Consider the following 20,333-nt stretch of genomic DNA (forward strand, 5'->3'; position numbering starts at 1 on the left):
GCGCGAGCGCCCACGGCACGCTGGTCGACTGGTGGCTGGCCGTCGCCACGCCGGCGGGCTGGGTGCCGTCCACGGTGTTCGTGGTGTCGTTCGCCAGGCGGACCCGGCCTACGTGAAGTCCGAGGGGCGCAGGCGGGCGACCCGGCGGCGGTACTCGGCGGCCGAGCCGGGCCAGTTGGTGACGATCCGGCCGGCGGCGTTGCGGTACCAGCTGCGGCAGCCGGTCCAGACGCTGTGGGACAGGCGCTGCTGGATCTCGGTGTCGAAGGCGGCCGCGACCCGGCGGCGTACCTCCAGGGGACCCGACCCGGCTGCCAGCCGCCGGACGGCCTGGACCAGGTAGGCGGCCTGGCGCTCGTGGAAGTAGAGCACCGACGTGTTGCCGGTGTTGGTGTTGGGCCCGTACATCAGGAACATGTTGGGGAAGCCGGGCACCGTCATGCCGAGGTGGGCGTACGCGCCGGTCGCCCACTCCCGGGTGAGCGGGCGGCCGCCGGCGCCGGTGACGTCGATGCCGGCCAGGAAGTCGGTGGCGGCGAAACCGGTGGCGTAGACCAGCAGGTCGCAGTCGTGCGTCGCGCCGTCGGAGGTGCGTACGCCGGTCGGGGTCAGCTCGAGGACCTTCTCGGTGACCAGCGTGACGTCGGGGCGGGCGAGGGCGGGCAGCCAGTCGTTGGTGTAGAGCACCCGCTTGCAGCCCATCGGCTCGTCGGGCGTGACCCGGGCGCGCAGGGCCGGATCGCGCACCTGCAGGCGGCGCTGCGCGCGCGAGGCGGTCCGCACCAGGGGGCCGGCCACCCGGCCGCCGAGCAGGGCCCGGCCGGCGACGAGCGTGAGCAGCCAGACGCCGGCGCGCGGCAGCAGCATGAGGAAGGGCGCTTTCCCGTACGCGTGCCGGCGGCCCGCGCCGTAGCGGGTGTCGGGGCGGGGCAGCGTCCAGGGGGCGCTGCGCTGAAAGACGGTGACGTGCGCGGCCCGGCCGGCGATCGCGGGGACCAGCTGGATGGCGCTGGCGCCGGTGCCGATCACGCCGACGCGGGCGCCCTCGACGGGCAGGTCGTCGCTCCAGCGGGCGGTGTGGACGGCCGGACCGGCGAACGTGCCGGGGATGGGCGGCAGGACGGGGTTGCCGAGCTGGCCGACGGCGGGAACCAGCACGTCCGCCTCGAAGTCGCGGCCGTCGGCGGTGCGGACCGTCCAGTGGTCCCCGGTCCAGGTCGCCGACGTCACGGCCGCGCCGAGGACGACCCGCCGGGTCACGCCGAGCGCGTCGGCGGTCCGGCGCAGATAGGCCAGGATCTCCTCGCGGGCGGGGTAGCGGCGCGTCCAGCCGGGATTCGGGGCGAAGGAGTACGAGTACAGCGGCGCGGGGACGTCGCAGGCACAGCCGGGGTACGCGTTGTCGCGCCACACGCCGCCGATCGAGTCGGCCCGTTCGAGCAGCACCACGTCGTCGAAGCCCGCCTTCAGCAACGCGGCGGCCGCGGCGACCCCACCGAAGCCGGCGCCGACGATCAGGACGCGCGGCCTCACCGCGGGTCAACCACTGTGGACGAGCTCACGGCCGACCGCCTTTGCCTGGACGACACGACGTAGGCCCGAACGTAGCAGCCTGTTGACACAGTGCCAACAGGCTCAGCCCGCTTCGAGCAGCAGCCGCGCGCACGTCGCGGGGTCGTCCGAGAAGGGCAGATGACCGCAGCCGTCCAGCCGTACGTGCCGGGCCGTGGGCAGCAGCCGCCGGGCGCGCGCGGCCTGGCGGTACGGCAGCACGAGGTCGCGCGTGCCCCACGCGATCGTCACCGGCACGCCGCCCGCGCCCGCGAACCGCCAGTCCGCCACCGCCCTCCAGGCGCTCGCGAACCCGGGCGCGGCCACCAGCGCCTGCGCGTCGGCGATGCAGTCGTCCGGGTCGAGCCGGCCCGGGCGCGCGTAGAAGATCCCGCACACCGCCGCCCGTCCACCCGCCGTCCGCAGCAGCCTGGGCAGCAACGGACCCATCGCCGCTCCCCCGGCCCGGGCCGCGCCGACGACGCCCTGGCACCATCGCGCCCCGGCCCGGCCGAAGAAGCCGATGGGCGCGAACGCCGTCACCGACCGCGCGACCCCGCGCCGCCCGAGCTCCAGCGCCACCGCGCCGCCGAGCGAGCTGCCGCCCACCGCCGGCCGGGTCACGCCGAGCGTCGCGAGGAACGCGGCGAGGCGGTCCGCCAGGTGCGCGACGTCGCCCGGCCCGCCATCGGGCGGCGTGGCGCCGAACCCGGGCAGGTCGACCGCGATCACCTCGAACCGGCGGGTGAGGGCCGGCAGGATCGGCCTCCACACCTGCCGGCGGCTGCCGAGCCCGTGCACGAGAACGAGCGGGCTCCCGCTGCCCTCCCGGTGGTGGTTCACGACGACGCCTCCTTGTTGACACATCGCCAACAGCGGTGTCACCGTACGCCATGGCGTACGACTACGACGTCCTCGTCGTCGGGTCCGGCTTCGGCGGCAGCGTCAGCGCGCTGCGGCTGACCGAGAAGGGCTATCGGGTCGGCGTGCTCGAGGCGGGGCGCCGCTTCGCCGACGACCAGTTCCCCCGCACGTCCTGGCGGCTGCGCAGCTATCTCTACGCGCCCGCGCTGCGCTGCTTCGGCATCCTGCGGCTGACCCTGCTGGACAACGTGATGGTCATGTCGGGCGCGGGCGTCGGCGGGGGCTCGCTCGGCTACGCCAACACGCTCTACGAGCCGCCCGCCGGCTTCTACGCCGATCCGCGCTGGGCCGGGATCACCGACTGGAACGCCGAGCTCGCGGCCGCCTACGACCAGGCCAGGCGCATGCTCGGCGTCACGGAGAACCCGCTGGAGACGCCGGCCGACCGGGCGCTGCGCGACGTGGCTGCGCAGCTCGGGGTCGCCGGGACGTTCCGGCGTACGCCCGTGGGTGTCCATTTCGGTCCCACCGGCGGCACGGATCCTTACTTCGGTGGCGCCGGGCCTGCCCGGCAGCCGTGCACCTTCTGCGGCTCGTGCCTGACGGGCTGCCGGGTCGGGGCCAAGAACACGCTCGTCAAGAACTACCTGCACCTGGCGGAGCGCGCGGGCGCAGCCGTCCTGCCGATGACGACCGTGGATGCCGTACGCCCCCTGCCCGGCGGCGGTCACGCCGTGCGCACCCACCGCACCGGCGGGGTCCGCCGTCGCACGCTCACCGCCGAGCACGTCGTCCTCGCCGCCGGCGCGCTCGGCACCCAGCGCCTGCTGCACCGGATGCCCGGCGTGTCGCCGCGGCTCGGCGAGCTGAGCCGCACCAACTCCGAGTCCATCCTGGGCGCCCGCACCCGCCGCCGCGACGCCGACTACAGCCGCGGCGTCGCCATCACCTCGTCGGTCCACCTCGACTCCGACACGCAGATCGAGCCGGTCCGCTACGGCCGGGGCAGCAACCTGCTCGCGCTGCTGTCCACCGTGCTGGTCGACGACGCCGGCGGCCGCTCGCGCCTGCTGGCGGGTCTGCGCCGGCTGATCCGCGACCCCCGCAACCTGCGCCTGCACGCCTCGCCGCGCCGCTGGTCGGAGCAGACTGTCGTGCTGCTGGCCATGCAGTCGCTCGACAACTCCGTCACCGTCTACCGCCGTCGCGGACGGCTGCGCACCCGCCAGGGAGCCGGCGCCCCGAACCCCGAATGGGTGCCCGCCGCCCACGACGCGGCCCGCCGCCTGGCGCACGAGATCGACGGCGTCCCGCTCGGCGCGCTCACCGAGCTGACCGGCCGCCCCGTGACCGGCCACTTCTCCGGCGGCTGCGCCATCGGCACGACTCCCGCCGACGGCGTGATCGACCCGTACCACCGCCTGTTCGGCCATCCGGGGCTGCACGTCGTGGACGGCTCCGCGGTCGCCGCGAACCTGGGCGTCAACCCGTCGCTGACCATCACTGCGATGGCCGAGCGGGCGCTGTCGTTCTGGCCCAACGCCGGTGATCCCGACCCGCGACCGCCGCTGGGAGCGCCGTACCGCCGCCTGTCCGCTGTCGCCCCACGCCACCCGGTCGTGCCGGTCGGCGCGCCCGGCGAACTGCGCCTGTAGGCGGGTTCCGGCCGGACCGGGCACGATGTCTCCATGGTCGACACCGCCGCCCTCCTGGCCGCCTACGACGCGCAGATGCGCATGCCGCCCGGAGCCGTCCCGTCCGGGGTGACGTACGAGCACGACGGCCCGATCCTGCGGGTCGTCGGCGCGCACATGGGCCGGATCCGGGCGCCCCGCGACGTCGGCGTCACCGGCGCCGAGCTCGACCGTCTGATCGCGCGTCAGCGGGACTACTTCGCGGCCCGCGGCGAGGGCGTCGAGTGGAAGGTGCGGGGCCACGACCTGCCCGTGGACCTTCCCGACCGGTTGCGCGCGGCCGGCTTCGAGCCGCAGGACCCGTCGGCGGTGCTGCTGGGGCTCGCCGCCGAGGTGGCAGCCGAGCCGGTCGTGCCCGACGGCATCGTGCTGCGGCAGGTCACCGAGCCCGGCGACCTGCGCCGGATCGCCGACCAGCAGACCGAGGTGTGGGGCTTCGACTGCTCCTGGGTCGCGGACGACCTGGCCGGCCGGGTGTCGGCCGATCCCGGCCACATCACCGTGCTGGTCGCCGAGGCGGGCGAGCGGGTGGCCTGCTCCGCCTGGGCGGTGTACCACCCGGGCTCCGAGTTCGTGGCGCTGCTCGGCGGCACGACCGTGCCCGGCTGGCGCGGACGCGGCCTCTATCGCGCCATGGTCGCCGCCCGGGCCCGCGAGGCCGCCGCCCGCGGCTTCCGGCTGCTGCACGTCGACGCGTCCCCGGCCAGCGCGCCCATCCTGCGCCGGCTCGGCTTCCACCAGATCACCACCTCGACGCATTACCAGTGGCTGCCCCGGTGAGCTGGTCCCTGCTCGCCCAGGCGGCGGGCATGTTCGCGGTGACCAACATCGACGACCTGGTCGTGCTCGCGGTGTTCTTCGGCCGGGCGGGCGCCGACCGGGCCCGCGCCTGGCGGATCGTCGCCGGCCAGTACCTGGGCTTTCTGGGGATCCTCGCCGCGTCGGTGCTGGGCGCCCTGGGAGCCGGCCTGCTGCCCGATCCGGTGATTCCGTATCTGGGTCTGCTGCCGCTGGCGCTGGGTGTCAAGGCCGCGCTCGCCGCGTGGCGGCACCGCGACGACGACGATCCCGGCGACGCGAGGGCCGCTCCGGGCGCGTTGCAGGTGGCCACCGTGACGTTCGCCAACGGTGGCGACAACATCGGCGTCTACGTGCCCGTGCTGGCCGTCGCCGGGGCCGGCGCGATGAGCGTCTACGTCACCGTGTTCCTGATCGGCGTGGCGGTGTGGTGCGCGGCGGGCTGGTTGCTGGCCACCCGGGCGCCGGTCGCGGAGGCGCTGTCGCGGTGGGGACACGTCGTCCTGCCGGTCGTGCTGATCGGGCTCGGCGTGGCGATCCTCGTCGAGGGTGGCGCCTTCGGGCTCTGACCCGGCCGGGACGGGCTCAGGCGCGGCCGCTCCGGTCGGCCGGGGTGGCGCGCGGACCGAACTCGGGGTCGAGGCCCAGCCGCGACAGCGTGACCCGGACGGCCTCGTGCGCCGGGCCGACGGTCAGGGCGCAGCCGGCGGCGGCCGCGGAGGCGTGCAGCTCGTAGAGGGTGCGCACGCCGGCGACGTCGATGAAGTGCAGGCTGCTCAGGTCGAGCGTCAGCGTGGCCGGGTGCCGGCTGGTGACCGTGTCGGCGACCCACGCGCGCAGCCAGTTGCTGTTGCCCGCGTCCAGCTCCCCGGTCACGGTGACGCCCACGGCGGCCGGCCCCTCCTCGGTGGTGTGCAGGTGCAGCAGCGACGGGCAGGTGTGATCGACGGTCATGCCCGCAATGGTCGTCGCGTGGCAAGTAATCCGAATCGGTCACCTGACCGATATCCGCGCGGCGACCCAGGCCGCGATCTGGGTACGGGCCGAAAAGTCCAGTTTGGTCAGGATGTGCTCGAGGTGGGTGTTGGCGGTGCGCCGGCTGATGACCAGGCGGTCGGCGATCTGCTGGTTGGTCAGCCCGCCCGCCACCAGCTCGGCCACCTCACGCTCGCGCCTGGTCAGCGGCGCCCACTCGGGGGCGGTGCCGGGCTGCGCCGGACGTACGGGCCGCTCGTCCAGGGCGTACGCCACCCCGGCGTCGAACTCGAACCCGGCGCCCTCGGCCAGGGCCGCCTCGAACCGCCGGTCGCCGAGCGCGTCGCGGGCCTGCTTCTCGGCGAGCACACGGCTCGCGCTCAGATCCGGCGAGCCCATCTGCGGCAGCCCCACCGCCTCCCACAGCCGGTGCGCGACGCCGATCAGCCTGGCGGCCCGCTCCGCGTCCCCGATCGCCGCGGTGGCCGCCGCCAGCGCGTCCATCGCCATGGCGCTGCCCCCGTGGTCGCTGAGCTGCCGCTTGATGCGCAGCGCGGCACGGGCGTGCACGATCGCGGCGCCGGGCTCGCCGCGGGCCAGTTCGGCCACCGAGCGGACATATTCGCCGTACGAGCGTGCCCACCGCTCGCCGCGCTGCTCGCACAGCCGCAGGTTCTCCACGTTGACCGCCACGGCGCGGTCGGTCTCGCCGAGGAAGGCGAGCGTGACGCACTGGGCGGCCAGCGCCATGAACAGGCCGATGCCCGAGTCGCCCCCGTCGGCGTGCAGACGCACGGCCTGTTCGACCGAGGCCAGCGCCCGGCTGGCGTCGCCGCTCAGCGTGGCGGCGATCCCGCTGATGTACGCCAGCCAGCCGGCCGCGGCGACGCTTCCCTGCTGCTGGGCGTGGGGCCGGCATTCGTCCACGTACGCGGCCACGGCCTCCATGTCGCCCTGGAGCACGCAGATCCACGCGCACGTCCCCAGCGCCCGGGTCAGCACCGGGCCCGGCTCGGGGCCGAGCGCGAAGACCCGTTCGAAGTAGTGCCGGCCCTCGCGCGGGTGCCCGCACGCGAACCAGAAGAACCGCAGCGCCGTGACCAGCTCGAGGGCGCCCTGCCGCTCGCGCGGGTCGGCGAGGCTGAAGTCGATCGCCGTACGCAGGTTGGGGTGCTCGAGGGTCAGGCGCTCGCACCACGCGGCCTGGTCCGGGCCGCACCACTGCGCGTCGAACCGCAGCGCCAGCCGCAGGTAGTAGTCGCGGTGCCGGCGCCGCACCTCCGGCTCCTCCCCCGCGGCGCGCAGCATCTCCAGCCCGTACTCCCGGATGGTGTCGAGCATCCGGTAGCGCACCCGGGTCCCCGCGCCCTCGCGCAGCAGGATGGACTTGTCGACGAGCCCGGCCACCAGCCCGAGCGACTCGCCGCACACCTCCTGCACCGCCTCGAGGTCGAAGCCGTCGGCGAAGACGGACGCCCGCGCCCACACCATGCGCTCGCCCGCGGTGCACAGCTCGTAGCTGCCGTCGATCGCCTTGCGCAGCGACGAGTGCCGCCCGCCGCCGGCCCGGCTGAGCAGGCCCGCCTCGTCGGTGTACCACTGGTCGACCAGCTCGGCGATCCGCTCGACCGGCAGGGCCCGGGTGCGCACGGCCGCCAGCTCGATGCCCAGCGGGATCCCGTCGAGACGGCGGCACAGCCGGGCCACGGCGTCCTGGTTGGCGGGCGTGAGCGTGAAGCCGGGCGCGGCCGCGGCGGCCCGCTCGGCGAACAGCATCACCGCGCCGTCCACCTCGCGGTCCGCGGGCGACGCGGCCGGGTCCGGCACGGGCAGCGGCGGCAGCAGGAACACGTGCTCACCGTCCACACCGAGCGGCTGGCGGCTCGTGGTGAGCACCTGCAGGCCCGGAGCGGCCCGCAGCAGCGTCTCCACCAGCGCCGAACACTCGTGGACCAGGTGCTCGCAGGTGTCGAGCAGCAGCAGGAGCCGCCGGGACCGCAGGTACGTGGCCACGCAGAGCGGCTGCGGGCGGGCCGTCTGGTCGTGGACGCCCAGCGCCTGACCGACGGCCTCGGCGATCAGCCCCGGCTCCGAGATCGCCGAGAGGTCCACGAGCCACACCCCGTCGGGGAAGGCGCGCTGCACCTCGGCCGCCACGCGGATCGCCGTCCGGGTCTTGCCCACGCCGCCGATCCCGGTGATCGTGACCAGCCGCGAGGAGGCCAGCAGCCGTTTGAGCTCGGCGCGCTCGCGGGTGCGGTCCACGAAGCTCGACAGCTCGGCCGGCAGGTTGCCCCGGCGCCGGCGCGTCTCGGGTTGCTCCGTGTTGTGTTTCACCGGCTCGAACGTAATCGCCCGCCGCCCCGCACGCCCGCGCCGTCAGCAGATCGGGTGATGCCCGGCGCTTGTTCGTGCCCGGTGCGCACGCGCCGAAAATGTCAGGGGGTCGCTGTAGGTTCTCGGCGTGTTCGAAACGCTGGATGACGTGTCCTGGCCGGATCTCACTCATGCCTACGGCTCGGCCGCGGACGTGCCCGCCCACCTGCGGGCGCTGCTGTCGGCCGACGCCGAGGCGCGCACCAAAGCCCTCTCCCGTCTGGACGGCAGCATCGTCCACCAGGGAACGCGTTACGATTCGAGCGCGCCCGCGGCGACGTTCCTGCTCGAGGCGATGGCCGAGCCGGCGACGCCCGGGCGGGCCGAGCTGCTGACGTTGCTCGTCGCGCTGGCGATCGGCTCCGACGACGCCTACCTGCCCGACGGCGACCCCCGCCGCCTGCAGGCCGATGTCGAGCTGCGCGCCTATGCCGCGGTGGCGGCGGGTGTGCCGCTGTTCATCGAGCTGCTCGGCTCCCCGGTCAAAAAGACGGCCGCGTACGCGCTGGGGTGGTTCCCCGCGCAGGCCGAGCTCAGCGTTCCCGCGCTCGAGCCGCTGCTGGCCGACGCCGACCCGGCGGTGGCGGCGACCGCCGCGCTGTCGCTGGGCCTGCTCGGAGCGGCCGACGCCCGCCCGCTGGTCCGGGCCTTCGACGACGCCCGCCCGCTGGCCCGGGCCTTCGATGACGCCCGGCCGTTGGTGCGGGGCGCGGCGGCTGTCGCCCTCGCCCGGCAGCACGGCCGCGGCGTGCCCCGGCCCGTGGTCGACGAGCTGCTGCGCTGGTCCGGCCACGGCGAGCCCGCCGACGTGCCCCACCTGGGCGGCGACCTGCCCGGGCTGGCCGCCCTGTCCCTGCGCCTCGTGATGCCTGACGAGTCCGCCGAGGCCTTCGACCTGCTCCTCCGGCGCCTGGCCTCGGTGACCGGCCCGCAGGCCCTGCCGGTGACCCGAGAGCTCCTGCGCCGCGCTTTCCCCACCGGCCCGGTGCCCTCCGACGCGTTCACCGACCGCCAGCACCACGTCGTCCGAGCCTTGGCCGCCGCCGTCCCGACGTGGCACCTGGCCGGCCCCTCCTTCGGCGATTTCGTCTGGCTGGCCGGCAGCTACGGCCTCCCCTGGGACGCCGACGACCTCCACACCCTCGCCCGCACCACCCATCCCGGCGGCACCCCATCGCCGACCTCCGGCTCGGACTCCCCTCCTCCCGCGCCGCCCCTCCCGCGCACGACCCCCTCAGACACCACTCCGGCGACGGCCCCTCCGCACGCAACCTCCTCGGGCGCCGCAACGAACACCACTCCGACCGCGGTCCCTCCGCACGCCAGCCCCCCGGGCAGGACAACGAACACCACTCCCACCGCGGTCCCTCCGCACGCCAGCCCCTCGGGCAGGACAACGAACACCACTCCCACCGCGGTCCCTCCAACCGCGGTCCCTCCGCACGCCAGTCCTTCGGGCAGGGCAACGAACACCACTCCGACCGCGGTCCCTCCAACCGCGGTCCCTCCGACCGCCAGTCCCTCGGGCAGGGCAACGAACACCACTCCCACCGCGGTCCCTCCGCAGGCCGGCCCCTCGGGCACGGCGCCGGGGACCGCTCCGGCAACAGCCCTTCCGGGCGCGATCCCCTCGGGTCCTGCGCCGGATGCGACTCCGCCTGCGACGGCCCTTCCCAGCGGGACTCCCTCAGTCGCGGCAGCGCACTCCGCTCCGCCGGCCACCTCCCCTCCGAGCGCAACCTCCTGGGGCCCCGCGCCGAATCCGACTCCGCCCGCGACACCCCTCCCCAGCAGGAGCCCGTCCGGCACGGCAGCGGACTCCGCTCCGCCGGCCACCTCCCCTCCGAGCGCAAGCCCCTCGGGCCCCGCGCCGAATCCGACTCCGCCTGCGACAGCCCTCCCCAGCGGGAGCCCGTCCGGCACGGCAGCGGACTGCACTCCGCCGGCCGCTTCCCCTCCGAGCGCAACCCCCTCGGGCCCCGCGCCGGATCCGACTCCGCCGGCGACACCCCTCCCCAGCAGGAGCCCGTCCGGCACGGCAGCGGACTCCGCTCCGCCGGCCACCTCCCCTCCGAGCGCAAGCCCCTCGGGCCCCGCGCCGGATCCGACTCCGCCGGGGGTGGCTAAGCCGGGAGCGTGAAGATGCCGTAACCGAAACCGGCCAGCCGCAGCTCGGTCGGCGTGACGTCGACGCCCTCGGCGAGCATCTGCGTCGGCGGGGCTTGAACGGGCAGCGTGGCGGGCTCGCGGCGCGGGTTCACCACGACCAGGTGGGAGTCGCCGCGGACGTACGCCAGGGGGTAGCCCTCCGACACGACGCGGGTCGGCGCGCGGGTGCCGAGCGCCGGGGTGGCGCGGCGCAGGGCGATCAGCCTGCGGACGAAATTGAGCGTCGACGAAGGGTCGTTCTCCTGCGCGGCGACGGTCGGGCGTTCGGGGTCGGGGTCGATGGGCAGGTAGAGCTTCGCCGCGTCGGCGGTGGAGAAGCCGGCGTTGGGCCCGTCGTCCCACTGCATCGGCGTGCGGCAGCCCGCGCGGTTGTAGCCGGGGTTGCAGATCGAGCCCTCGACGTCCGGCAGCCCGGGCAGGTACCGCATGCCGATCTCGTCGCCGTAGTACAGGCACGGCACGCTGCCCCAGGTGAAGAGGAACACCAGGGCCGCGCCGAGCTGCTCGGCCGTGCGCGGGCCGCAGCAGAGCCGGTCGAAGTCGTGGTCGGCGGTGGCCAGGATGATCGGCCGGTCGGGGTGGCCGTCGCGCGCGCCGGCCCAGGCGTCCAGGAACGGCTTCGTGCTGCCCCTGCCCTCGGCGTCGAAGAACGGTTCGCGCGGCGCCTGGAACGGCAGCCGGCCCGCGTAATGGTTGTTGAACAGGCTCGCGTGCGCGTCGTGGATGACCAGGAAGAAGTCGGCGTCGAAGGCGAGCGGCCCACCCGTGCGCGGCTCCGCGCCCTCCGGGATGAGAACCGCGTCCGGGTACGCCTGCTCGAGCCATTCGCGCAGCTCCCGCCACAGGGCGACCGTCTCGGCGTACCCCTGGGTGAGCTCCTCGTCCTTGACCAGCGAGAACGCCATGTCGACGCGGAAGCCGGCCACGCCCAGGTCGAGCCAGTGGGCGATGATGTCCCGGAGCGCCTGCCGGTTGCGCCGCGGCCCGGGCGCGTCGATCGCGTCCCGCCACGGCTCGTTCTGCGGGCGCGCCACCCACCCGAAGTTGAGCGCGGGCTGCTCGTCGTAGAAGTTCTTGAGGTAATAGCCCTTGCGCGGCCCCGGCGAGCGCACCCAGGCGGGCGTGCCGGGCATGTCCCGCGTCCACGACCGTTGCGGCAGCTGCTCGCACCAGATGTAGCGGTCGCCCCCGGGGTCGGGCCCGTCGGCCGCCAGCTCCCGCTGGAACCACGGGTGCTCGATCGACGTGTGCCCCGCCACCAGGTCGAGCAGCACCCGGATGCCCCGCTCGCGGGCCTTCGCGACCAGCTCGGCCATGTCCTCGTTGGTGCCGTACCGCGGCGCGATCGTGAGGTAGTCGGACACGTCGTAGCCGGCGTCCACGAACGGCGACGCGAAGCACGGGTTGAACCAGATGACGTCGATCCCCAGCGACGCGATGTGGTCGAGCCGCTCGATGACCCCGCGCAGGTCGCCGACGCCGTCACCGTCGGAGTCGGCGAACGACTGGGGATAGATCTCGTACATCACCGCGTCGGCCAGCCACTCGCGCCCCATGGTCGACATGCTATCGGCGGCCGCGCGGCCCTTTCGGGCCTTCATCCGGCCGCCACGGCCACACCCGCCCGTCGGCAGGCGCGGCCGCATCCGGCCGGCGAGGTGTGTCAGCGGCCGGCGAGCAGGCCCTCGAGCACCGAGCGGACGGTCGTCGTCGGGCGGCCGATCAGCTTCTCCAGCGCGGGGCCGGTCACGGCGAACTCGCCGCGGCGGGAGGCCCGGAACATGCCCAGCGTGAAGTCGGCGGCCGGGGCCGGCATGCCGGCGGCGACGGCGGCGGACTTCCACTCGTCGTCGCCGACCACGACCCGGGTGATCGTGCGGCCCGTGAGGTCGCTGACGACGGCGGCCACGGCCTCGAAGTCGAGCGTCTCGGCGGCGGTCAGCGGCGGGGTCACGCCGTCGAGCACGCCGTCGTCGGCCAGCGCCACGGCGGCGGCCTCGGCCAGGTCGTCGTGGGCGGTCCACGAGACCGGGCCGTCCGCGGGCAGCGCGAACCGGCCCGTCTCGAGCGCCGCGCCCAGGTAGTAGCCGATCGTGCCGGCGTAGAAGCCGTTGCGCAGGGCGGTGAACGGCACGCCCGACTCGGCGAGGTACTCCTCGGTGACGGCGTGCGTGAGCTGCGGCGCGAACAGCGAGTCTCGGGACGACGCCTGGTGGCTGGTGTAGAGGATGCGCTGGACGCCGGCCGCGCGGGCGGCGTCGATGGCTGCCTTGTTGGCGTCGACGGCCGCGGCCCCGCGGATGGACGCGGAGATCACGAGCACGCGGTCGGCCCCGTCGAAGGCGTCGGCCAGCGTGCCGGGCTCGGTGAAGTCGCCGCGGCGCACCCGAACCCCGCGGGCTGCCAGGGACGAGGCCTTGGCGACGTCGCGGACGCTGACGCCGACGGTCTCGGCGGGCACCCGGTCGAGTAGGCGGTCGACGATGCGGGATCCGAGCTGGCCGGTGGCACCGGTGACAACGATCATGGCGGGACTCCTTGTTTCCGTTGGTATGCCACTCACGTTATCACCGCTAATCCACTTGCTAACAAGTGACTGTTATCATCGCTACATGCTTCCGACGCGCGACGACGCTCGCTCCAGGATCGTTGAGGCCGCCACGCTGCTCCTGCGCGAGCAGGGCGCGCGGGCGGTGACCACCCGAGCGGTGTCGCAGGCCGCGGGCGTGCAAGCCCCGACGATCTACCGGCTGTTCGGCGACAAGGACGGGCTCATCGACGCGGTCGCCGAGCACGTCATGGCGACGTACGTGGCCGCCAAGACCGAGCAGGCGGCGGCCGAGCGCGACGACCCGGTCGCCGACCTGCGCGCCGCCTGGCACGCGCACGTCGACTTCGGGCTGGCCAACCCCGGCCTGTACGCGCTGCTCACCAACCCCGAACGCGAACACTCCCCCGCCACCGCGACGGGCATCGAGGTGCTGCGGGCACGCGTACGCCGGGTGGCCGCCGCGGGCGCGCTCCGCGTCGACGAGGACCGGGCCGTGTCGATGATCCACGCCGCGGGCACGGGGACCGTACTGGCGCTGCTCGGCATGCCCGCGGACGCCCGGGACAGTGGCCTGGCCGACGCGATGTTCGACGCCGTGGCCGCCGGCATCCTCACCACCGCCCCGGCTCGGAACGACCCCGGGCCCGTCGCCGCCGCGGTCACGTTCGGCACCGTGCTCGCCGACTTGCCCGCGCTCACCGACGCCGAGCGCGCGCTCCTGGCCGAGTGGCTCACCCGCTCGCTCACCCACCTGCGAGCCGGGTCGGCGCCGGCTACCGCACCAGATAGCGCAGGTGCGTGACCGCGTCGCCCGGGACGATCTCCACCGGACCCTCCAGCCGCACCGGGCCACCGGCCAGCCCGTCGAAGAACGGCGTGCCGGCGCCCAGCAGCACCGGCACCAGATCCACGTGGATCTCGTCGAGCAGACCGGCGTCGAGGCACTGCCGCGCCATCTGACCACCGTTCACGCCCACGTCCAGGTCGCCCGCGATCTCTTTGGCCCGGGCCACCGCCGCCTCGATCCCCTCGGTCACGAACACGAAGTTCTCGTCAGCCAGGGGCCGGTCCTCCGGCGGGCGGTGCGTGAGCACGACCGTGGTCACGTCCATCGGGTGCCGGCCGCCCCACGCGTTCGTGAAGTCGTAAAGGTGCCGGCCGACCAGCAGCGCGCCCGTCCGCTCGAACAGCCGCTTGAGATGCCCGGCGCTGACCGCCGACGTGCGCATCGTCAGCCCCGGCATGGCCGTGGGCACCTCCACGTCGCCGTTGTTGTACCACTGGAACAGCAGGTCGAAGCCGCTCTCCCCGGGCCCGGCGATGTACCCGTCGATCGACATCGAAGCGCCCGTCGTGACCTTACCCATGGCCGATCTCCTCTCGTGTCCCGCTCTTTCCTCTCAGGGTCGGAGCAGCCGTCGCCGTCTCGACATCCTGACGGATTTTCTTCTCCGGCGGGCCGCCCTGTGGACGCCCCGAGGACCGACCATGCGCCTGTGGACGATCCGAGAACCGGCCGCACGCCCTGTCGACGAACCGCGCATCCTGTGGACGATTTTCAAGACCGCCGCACGCCCCGTGGACGAGCCAACGACGTCGGCGCGCCCGCTGGCCGACCCCGCGCCCTGTGGACGAGCCAAGGACGAGCCGCGCGTCCCGTGGACGAAAAGAGAACCGACAGTGCGCCCTGTGGACGACGTGAAGACCGACCCCGCGCCCTGTGGACGACCCGAGCCGACAGCGGCCGCGGCGGCGTAGGGTCGCTCCCCTGCCCTTGGGTGGGCGGGGGAGGCGGTGGCCAACCGGATGATCGACATTTTGGGGCGGGCCGTCTTTGGTGCGTCGTTGCAGGTAGTCGCGGGTGCGGAGGTTTCAGCGCAGGCGAGAGCACGACGGTGTGGAGGACGGCGTTGGCTTGCCGGTCTCCGCCGCAGTCGAGGCGGTGCCGGCGCATTCTGTCGGAGGAACTTGCCGGTCGCCGCCGCGGTTGCGGCGGTGCCGGCGGGTTCCGCCGGAGGAAGCGGGGAGTGGGGCGATGCCGCAGAGCAGGGCAACGCTGTTCCGGCCGCGCCGTTGTGGCTGCCGCATGGCGTCGATCGTGTCCGACTTGCCGTGCAGGGGGCCGGGTTCTGCGGCTGAGGCCGGCCGATGTGGATGACGTCGAGGTGTTCGGCGAGCAGGTGGCGGGCAAGTCCAGCGCCGTAGGCGGTTCCTTTGATTCCCCGCGTAGCGCGGGGCCGGAGCCAGTGGCGTCGGCAGGAAGATCCTGTGCCAGGACCCTGCCGACCGGGTCGATCACCTCTGCGTTGTGGGTCTCGACGCCACAGGTGACCTGCAACGGCCCGGTGTGATGCAAGCCATCGTCGTCCTGTCGTTGCGCGCTGTCCGGGCAGGCGGCACGCGCCAGCCGGCAACGGTGACAAGACGGAGAGGGGGGGCCTCTGGCCCGGCTCCTCTGAAGTCACAACAGAATCAGGTGAGGGAGCGGCGTGTTCGAGGGTTTCGTGGACGAGCGGATCGACGTCGGTGAGGTGGCGCTGCGGGTGCGGCACGGCGGGGACGGGCCGCCGGTCCTGCTCGTGCACGGCCACCCGCGTACGGGATCGACGTGGCACCGGGTCGCGCCGCGGCTGGTCGAGGCGGGGTTCACGGTGGTGTGCCCGGACATGCGCGGCTACGGCCGGTCAGGCAAGGCGGCGATCCGGCCCGACCACTCCCAGCAGTCCAAGCGGGCGGTCGCGGGAGACCTCGTACGCCTGATGCGGCATCTCGGCCACGCCGAGTTCGCGGCGGCGGGGCACGACCGGGGCTGCTACGTGGCGATGCGGCTGGCCCTGGACCACCCCGCGGCCGTACGCAGGGTGGTTCTGATGGACGGGGTGCCGATCAGCGAGGCCCTGGCCCGGTGCGACGCGCGCTTCGCCGAGGCGTGGTGGCACTGGTTCTTCTACGCCCAGCCCGGCAAGCCGGAACGGGCCATCCTCGCCGACCCGGACGCCTGGTACACGGGCAGCCCGGAGCGGATGGGCGCCGCGAACCACGACGAGTTCCGGGCGGCCACGCGCGACCCGGAGACGGTCCGGGCGATGCTGGAGGACTACCGCGCGGGGCTGGGTGTCGACCGGCAGCACGAGCTCGACGACCGGGCGCACGGGCGCACGATCGCCTGTCCGGCGCTGTTCCTGTGGTCCACGGGGGACGACATGGAGGAGCTGTACGGCGACCCGCTCGCGATCTGGCGCGAGTGGGCCGCCGACATCCGCGGCGTGCCGATCGAGTCGGGCCACCACATGGCCGAGGAGAACCCGGCGGCGGTGGCCGAGGCGATCAGCGACTTGCTCCGGCGCGGCGCTTGGTCCACACGTCGAACGCCACCGCGGCCAGCAGCACCGCGCCCTTGACGAGCATGACCTGCTCGCTGGGGGCACCGATCAGGCTCATGCCGTTGTTGATGACGCCCATGATCAGGCCGCCGGTGATGGCGCCGACGACCTTGCCGACGCCGCCCTGCACGGCCGCGCCGCCGATGAAGGCTGCGGCGATCGCGTCGAGCTCGAACTGGTCGCCGCCGGTCGGGTTGGCCTGGTTGAGCCGGCCCGCGAAGATGATGCCGGCCAGCGCGGACAGCACGCCCATGTTCACGAAGATCCAGAACACGACCGACTTGACCTTGACGCCGGAGAGCGTCGCGGCCTGCAGGTTGCCGCCGACCGCGTAGATCTGACGGCCGAACACCGCCCGGTTGGTCAGCAGCGAGTAGCCGAGCACGAGCGCGGCCAGCAGCACCAGCACCCACGGCAGGTTGCGGAACCGGGCGAGCTGGATGATCACGAACATGATCACGACCGCCGCCACCGCGATCTTCGCGACGAACAGCGGGAACGGCTCGACGACCTGCCCGTACTTGATCCGGGCGGCCCGCGAGCGCCACTGCGTGACGACGATGCCGGCCACCGCCGCGATGCCGATCAGCAGGCTGAACAGGTCGGCCCCGCCGAGCGCGCCGAGCCCGACGTTGCCCAGGTAGCCGTCGGTGAAGCCGTTGCTCAGCGTGCGCACCTCGTCGGGGAACGGCCCGATGCCGCGGTTGCCGAGGATGTTGTAAGTGACCGCGCGGAACAGCAGCATGCCGGCGAGCGTGACGATGAACGCCGGGATGCCGAAGTACGCCACCCAGTAGCCCTGCCACGCGCCGATCGCCGCCCCCACGAGCAGTGTGATCAGCACCGCGAGGGGCCAGGGCACGTCATGGTTGACCATGAGCACGGCCGACACCGCGCCGGTCGCCGCGACGATCGAGCCCACCGACAGGTCGATGTGCCCGGCGATGATCACCAGGATCATGCCGATCGCGAGGATCAGGATGTACGAGTTCTGGACGATGATGTTGCTGATGTTCTGCGGGGCGAGCATGTCGCCGCCGGTCAGGATCGTGAACAGCAGCACGATCGCGGCGAACGCGATGTAGATGCCGCTCTGCCGCAGGTTGATCGAGCGGCGCCGGCCGGTCCCGCGGTCGTCGGGAACGGCGGGGCCGCTGTCGCCGAGGGCGAGGTCGGCGTTGGTCGGGGCGACGCTCACCGGCGTACCTCCTGTCCGGCGGTCATGAGGGTCATGAGCCCTTCCTGGGTGGCCTCGGCGCGCAGCACCTCACCGGTGATCCGCCCGGCCGAGAGGGTGTAGATGCGGTCGCAGAGCCCGAGCAGCTCGGGCAGCTCGCTGGAGATCAGCAGGATCGCCTTGCCCTCCTCGGCGAGCCGGTTGACGATCGTGTAGATCTCGTACTTGGCGCCGACGTCGATGCCGCGGGTGGGCTCGTCGAGGATCAGCACGTCCGGGTCCGTGAAGATCCACTTGGACAGGACTACCTTCTGCTGGTTGCCGCCGGACAGCTTGCCCGTGACGCTCGAGACGCCGGGCGCCTTGATGTTCAGACTGCGGCGGTACGACTCGGCGACCCGGTACTCCTCGTTGTCGTCGACCCAGCCCCGCCGGGCGAGCTTGCCCAGCGCCGCGGCGGAGACGTTGCGCTTGATGTCCTCGATGAGGTTCAGCCCGTACCGCTTGCGGTCCTCGGTGGCGTACGCGATGCCGTGCTCGATGGCCTCCCGCACCGACCGCAACCGGATCTCCTTGCCGTCCTTGAAGATCCGCCCGCTGATCCCGGTGCCGTACGCGCGCCCAAAGATGCTCATCGCCAGCTCGGTGCGCCCGGCGCCCATCAGCCCGGCCAGCCCGACGATCTCGCCGCGTCGCAGCGTGAGGCTCGCGTCCGCGACCAGCAGCCGGCCGTGCTGGGTGGGGCTGTGCACGGTCCAGTTCTCGACCCGGAACACCTCCTCGCCGATCTTGGGCTCGCGCGGCGGGAACCGGTGGTCGAGGTCGCGGCCCACCATGCCGCTGATGATCCGGTCCTCGGTGAGCCCGTCGGCCTCGAGCGTGGTGATCGTCCGGCCGTCGCGCAGGATCGTCACCCGGTCGGCGATGTCGAGCACCTCGTTGAGCTTGTGCGAGATGATCACGCAGGTGATGCCCTCGTCGCGCAGCCCGCGCAGCAGGTCGAGCAGGTGCGCCGAGTCCTCGTCGTTGAGCGCCGCGGTGGGCTCGTCGAGGATCAGCAGCTTGACCTGCTTGGACAGCGCCTTGGCGATCTCGACGAGCTGCTGCTTGCCGACGCCGAGGTCGAGCACCGGGGTGACCGGGTTCTCGCGCAGGCCGACCCGGCGCATCAGCTCGGCGGCTGCCGCGTTCGTCCGGTTCCAGTCGATCAGCCCGCGTCTCGCCTGCTCGTTGCCGAGGAAGATGTTCTCGGCGATCGACAGGTTCGGTGCGAGCGCGAGCTCCTGGTGGATGATGACGATGCCGCGGTGCTCGCTGTCGCGGATGCCGGCGAACCGGCACTCCTCGCCCTCGAACGTGATCTCACCCTGGTAGCTGCCGTGCGGGTAGACGCCGGAGAGCACCTTCATGAGCGTGCTCTTGCCGGCGCCGTTCTCCCCGCAGATCGCGTGGATCTCGCCGCGGAGCACCTCCAGGTTGACGTCGTCGAGCGCGCGGACGCCCGGGAACGTCTTGGAGATGCCCCGCATGCGGAGGATGACGTCGTCCATTACTTCAGCTGGGCCTCGGTGTAGTAGCCGGTGTCGACGAGCTCCTTCTTGTAGTTCGTCTTGTCGACGATCACCGACTCGAGCAGCATCGAGGGCACGACCTTCACGCCGTTGTCGTAGTCCTTGGTGTTGTTGGTCTCGGGCGTCTGACCCTTGAGCACGGCGTCGGCCATCGCGACGGTCGTCTTGGCGAGCTCGCGCGTGTCCTTGTAGATCGTGGAGTACTGCTCGTTACGGATGATCGACTTGACCGAGGCCTGCTCCGCGTCCTGCCCGGTGACGATCGGGTAGGGCTGCGCGGCGGTGCCGTAGCCGTTGCTCTTGAGCGCCGACAGGATGCCGATCGAGAGCCCGTCGTACGGCGAGAGGACCCCGTCGACCTTGGCGCCGCCGCGGTAGGTGGAGGTCAGCAGGTTCTCCATGCGGTCCTGCGCGGTCTTGGCCTGCCAGCGCAGGATCGCGACCGTCTTGAAGTCGGTCTGCTTGCTCTTCACGACCAGCGTGCCGTCGTCGATCTTCGGCTTGAGCACGCTCATGGCGCCGTTGAAGAAGAACGTGGCGTTGTTGTCGTCCGGCGAGCCCGCGAACAGCTCGATGTTGAAGGGGCCCTTGGCGTCGCCCGCGGAGCCGTCCGGCTTGAGCACCTTGAGCCCGGTGAGCAGCGAGGTCGCCTGCTGCACGCCGACCTTGAAGTTGTCGAAGGTGGCGTAGTAGTCCACGTTGGGGCTGTTGCGGATCAGCCGGTCGTACGCGATGACCGGGATGTTGTTGGCCTTGGCGTTCTCGAGCTGGGTGGTGATCGCGGTGCCGTCGATCGACGCGATGATCAGCAGCTTGGCGCCCTTGGTGATCTGGTTGTCGAGCTGCTGCGTCTGCGTCGGGATCTTGTCCTCGGCGTACTGGAGGTCGACCTTGTAGCCGAGCGCCTCGAGCTGCTTCTTGAGGTTATCGCCGTCGCTGATCCAGCGCTCGGACGAGCGGGTCGGCATCGTGACGCCGATCAGCGCGCCCGCGTTGTCGGCGCCGGCGCCGGCCTGTTTGTCGACGGTCTTCTCGCTGGAACCACAGGCGGCCAGGGAGGCGGCGAGCACGGCGGCAGAGACCACCGCACCCATCCTGGACAGTCTCATGCGCGGAACTCCTTGGGTCCGTCGGAGCGGGGTGCGACGAGTGTGAACGGTCACACGAACGGGTGTCAACCGTTCCCCGCAACGTTGCCGACATTTGGCGGCAATGTTGTTATCG

16 protein-coding genes and 1 pseudogene are annotated in these 20,333 nt (G+C 72.9%); 6 read left to right on the forward strand and 11 right to left on the reverse strand.

Annotated elements, in window-relative coordinates; all coding sequences use genetic code 11:
• Positions 1–108 precede the first annotated feature (108 nt).
• On the reverse strand, positions 109–1,533 hold the full coding sequence (locus tag ACSNN8_RS39215; RefSeq protein ID WP_436655764.1) for a flavin-containing monooxygenase: 1,425 nt from the start codon (positions 1,531–1,533) through the stop codon (positions 109–111).
• A gap of 102 nt (positions 1,534–1,635) precedes the next feature.
• A complete protein-coding gene (locus ACSNN8_RS39220; RefSeq protein WP_436655766.1) occupies positions 1,636–2,394 on the reverse strand; it encodes an alpha/beta fold hydrolase in 759 nt (252 codons plus the stop codon).
• A gap of 50 nt (positions 2,395–2,444) precedes the next feature.
• Here ACSNN8_RS39220 and ACSNN8_RS39225 point away from each other — a divergent pair, with 50 nt between their 5' ends.
• The 3 genes from ACSNN8_RS39225 to ACSNN8_RS39235 are packed head-to-tail and all read left to right on the forward strand — an operon-like array spanning position 2,445 to position 5,476.
• Positions 2,445–4,070, forward strand: a complete 1,626-nt coding sequence (locus ACSNN8_RS39225; RefSeq protein WP_436656731.1) for a GMC oxidoreductase — start codon at positions 2,445–2,447, stop codon at positions 4,068–4,070.
• 33 nt (positions 4,071–4,103) lie between these two features.
• Positions 4,104–4,889: a GNAT family N-acetyltransferase gene (locus tag ACSNN8_RS39230; RefSeq protein WP_436655768.1), complete on the forward strand. Its 786-nt coding sequence runs from the start codon at positions 4,104–4,106 to the stop codon at positions 4,887–4,889.
• Positions 4,886–5,476, forward strand: a complete 591-nt coding sequence (locus ACSNN8_RS39235) for a cadmium resistance transporter (RefSeq protein ID WP_436655770.1) — start codon at positions 4,886–4,888, stop codon at positions 5,474–5,476. The genes ACSNN8_RS39230 and ACSNN8_RS39235 overlap by 4 nt, the downstream gene beginning before the upstream one ends.
• 16 nt (positions 5,477–5,492) lie before the next feature.
• Here the strand turns inward: ACSNN8_RS39235 and ACSNN8_RS39240 are convergent, their stop codons facing one another.
• Together ACSNN8_RS39240 and ACSNN8_RS39245 are read right to left on the reverse strand one after the other, a co-directional pair.
• A complete protein-coding gene (locus ACSNN8_RS39240; RefSeq protein WP_436655772.1) occupies positions 5,493–5,861 on the reverse strand; it encodes an STAS domain-containing protein in 369 nt (122 codons plus the stop codon).
• A gap of 39 nt (positions 5,862–5,900) precedes the next feature.
• Entirely contained in the window at positions 5,901–8,219 is a 2,319-nt protein-coding gene (locus ACSNN8_RS39245; RefSeq protein ID WP_436655774.1) for an ATP-binding protein, read from the reverse strand.
• A gap of 127 nt (positions 8,220–8,346) precedes the next feature.
• Between ACSNN8_RS39245 and ACSNN8_RS39250 the strand changes: the two genes are divergently transcribed.
• On the forward strand, positions 8,347–10,398 hold the full coding sequence (locus ACSNN8_RS39250; RefSeq protein ID WP_436655776.1) for a hypothetical protein: 2,052 nt from the start codon (positions 8,347–8,349) through the stop codon (positions 10,396–10,398).
• Here ACSNN8_RS39250 and ACSNN8_RS39255 read toward each other — a convergent pair.
• Both ACSNN8_RS39255 and ACSNN8_RS39260 read right to left on the reverse strand, forming a co-directional pair.
• Positions 10,382–11,983 carry an alpha-amylase family glycosyl hydrolase gene (locus ACSNN8_RS39255; RefSeq protein ID WP_436655778.1) on the reverse strand — a complete coding sequence of 534 codons (1,602 nt, stop codon included), beginning with the start codon at positions 11,981–11,983 and terminating at the stop codon, positions 10,382–10,384. The genes ACSNN8_RS39250 and ACSNN8_RS39255 overlap by 17 nt on opposite strands.
• Positions 11,984–12,090: 107 nt before the next feature.
• Positions 12,091–12,954 carry an NmrA family NAD(P)-binding protein gene (locus ACSNN8_RS39260; RefSeq protein ID WP_436655780.1) on the reverse strand — a complete coding sequence of 288 codons (864 nt, stop codon included), beginning with the start codon at positions 12,952–12,954 and terminating at the stop codon, positions 12,091–12,093.
• Between the two features lie 85 nt (positions 12,955–13,039).
• On the opposite strand from ACSNN8_RS39260, the gene ACSNN8_RS39265 reads away from it, so the two are divergent.
• Entirely contained in the window at positions 13,040–13,780 is a 741-nt protein-coding gene (locus ACSNN8_RS39265) for a TetR/AcrR family transcriptional regulator (RefSeq protein WP_436655782.1), read from the forward strand.
• On the opposite strand, the gene ACSNN8_RS39270 is transcribed toward ACSNN8_RS39265, so the two are convergent.
• Together ACSNN8_RS39270 and ACSNN8_RS39275 are read right to left on the reverse strand one after the other, a co-directional pair.
• Positions 13,752–14,345: a dihydrofolate reductase family protein gene (locus ACSNN8_RS39270; RefSeq protein WP_436655784.1), complete on the reverse strand. Its 594-nt coding sequence runs from the start codon at positions 14,343–14,345 to the stop codon at positions 13,752–13,754. The two genes, ACSNN8_RS39265 and ACSNN8_RS39270, sit on opposite strands and share 29 nt — an antisense overlap.
• Positions 14,346–14,946: 601 nt before the next feature.
• Positions 14,947–15,030: pseudogene (locus tag ACSNN8_RS39275) on the reverse strand (transposase); the annotation flags it as partial.
• Positions 15,031–15,467: 437 nt separating this feature from the next.
• Between ACSNN8_RS39275 and ACSNN8_RS39280 the strand changes: the two are divergent.
• Entirely contained in the window at positions 15,468–16,379 is a 912-nt protein-coding gene (locus ACSNN8_RS39280) for an alpha/beta fold hydrolase (RefSeq protein WP_436655786.1), read from the forward strand.
• On the opposite strand, the gene mmsB is transcribed toward ACSNN8_RS39280, so the two are convergent.
• The 3 genes from mmsB to chvE are packed head-to-tail and all read right to left on the reverse strand — an operon-like array spanning position 16,306 to position 20,218.
• Positions 16,306–17,559, reverse strand: coding sequence for a multiple monosaccharide ABC transporter permease (mmsB, locus tag ACSNN8_RS39285; protein WP_436655788.1), 1,254 nt, complete (start codon positions 17,557–17,559; stop codon positions 16,306–16,308). The genes ACSNN8_RS39280 and mmsB overlap by 74 nt on opposite strands.
• Positions 17,556–19,088 (reverse strand): multiple monosaccharide ABC transporter ATP-binding protein, encoded by a 1,533-nt coding sequence (gene mmsA, locus ACSNN8_RS39290; RefSeq protein WP_436655790.1) that lies wholly within the window; start codon positions 19,086–19,088, stop codon positions 17,556–17,558. Before mmsA ends, mmsB begins: the two co-directional genes overlap by 4 nt.
• Positions 19,088–20,218 (reverse strand): multiple monosaccharide ABC transporter substrate-binding protein, encoded by a 1,131-nt coding sequence (gene chvE / locus ACSNN8_RS39295; RefSeq protein WP_436655792.1) that lies wholly within the window; start codon positions 20,216–20,218, stop codon positions 19,088–19,090. Before chvE ends, mmsA begins: the two co-directional genes overlap by 1 nt.
• Between the last annotated feature and the right edge of the window lie 115 nt (positions 20,219–20,333).

Source organism: Actinoplanes sp. URMC 104, from assembly GCF_051386375.1.
Taxonomy (GTDB): domain Bacteria; phylum Actinomycetota; class Actinomycetes; order Mycobacteriales; family Micromonosporaceae; genus Actinoplanes.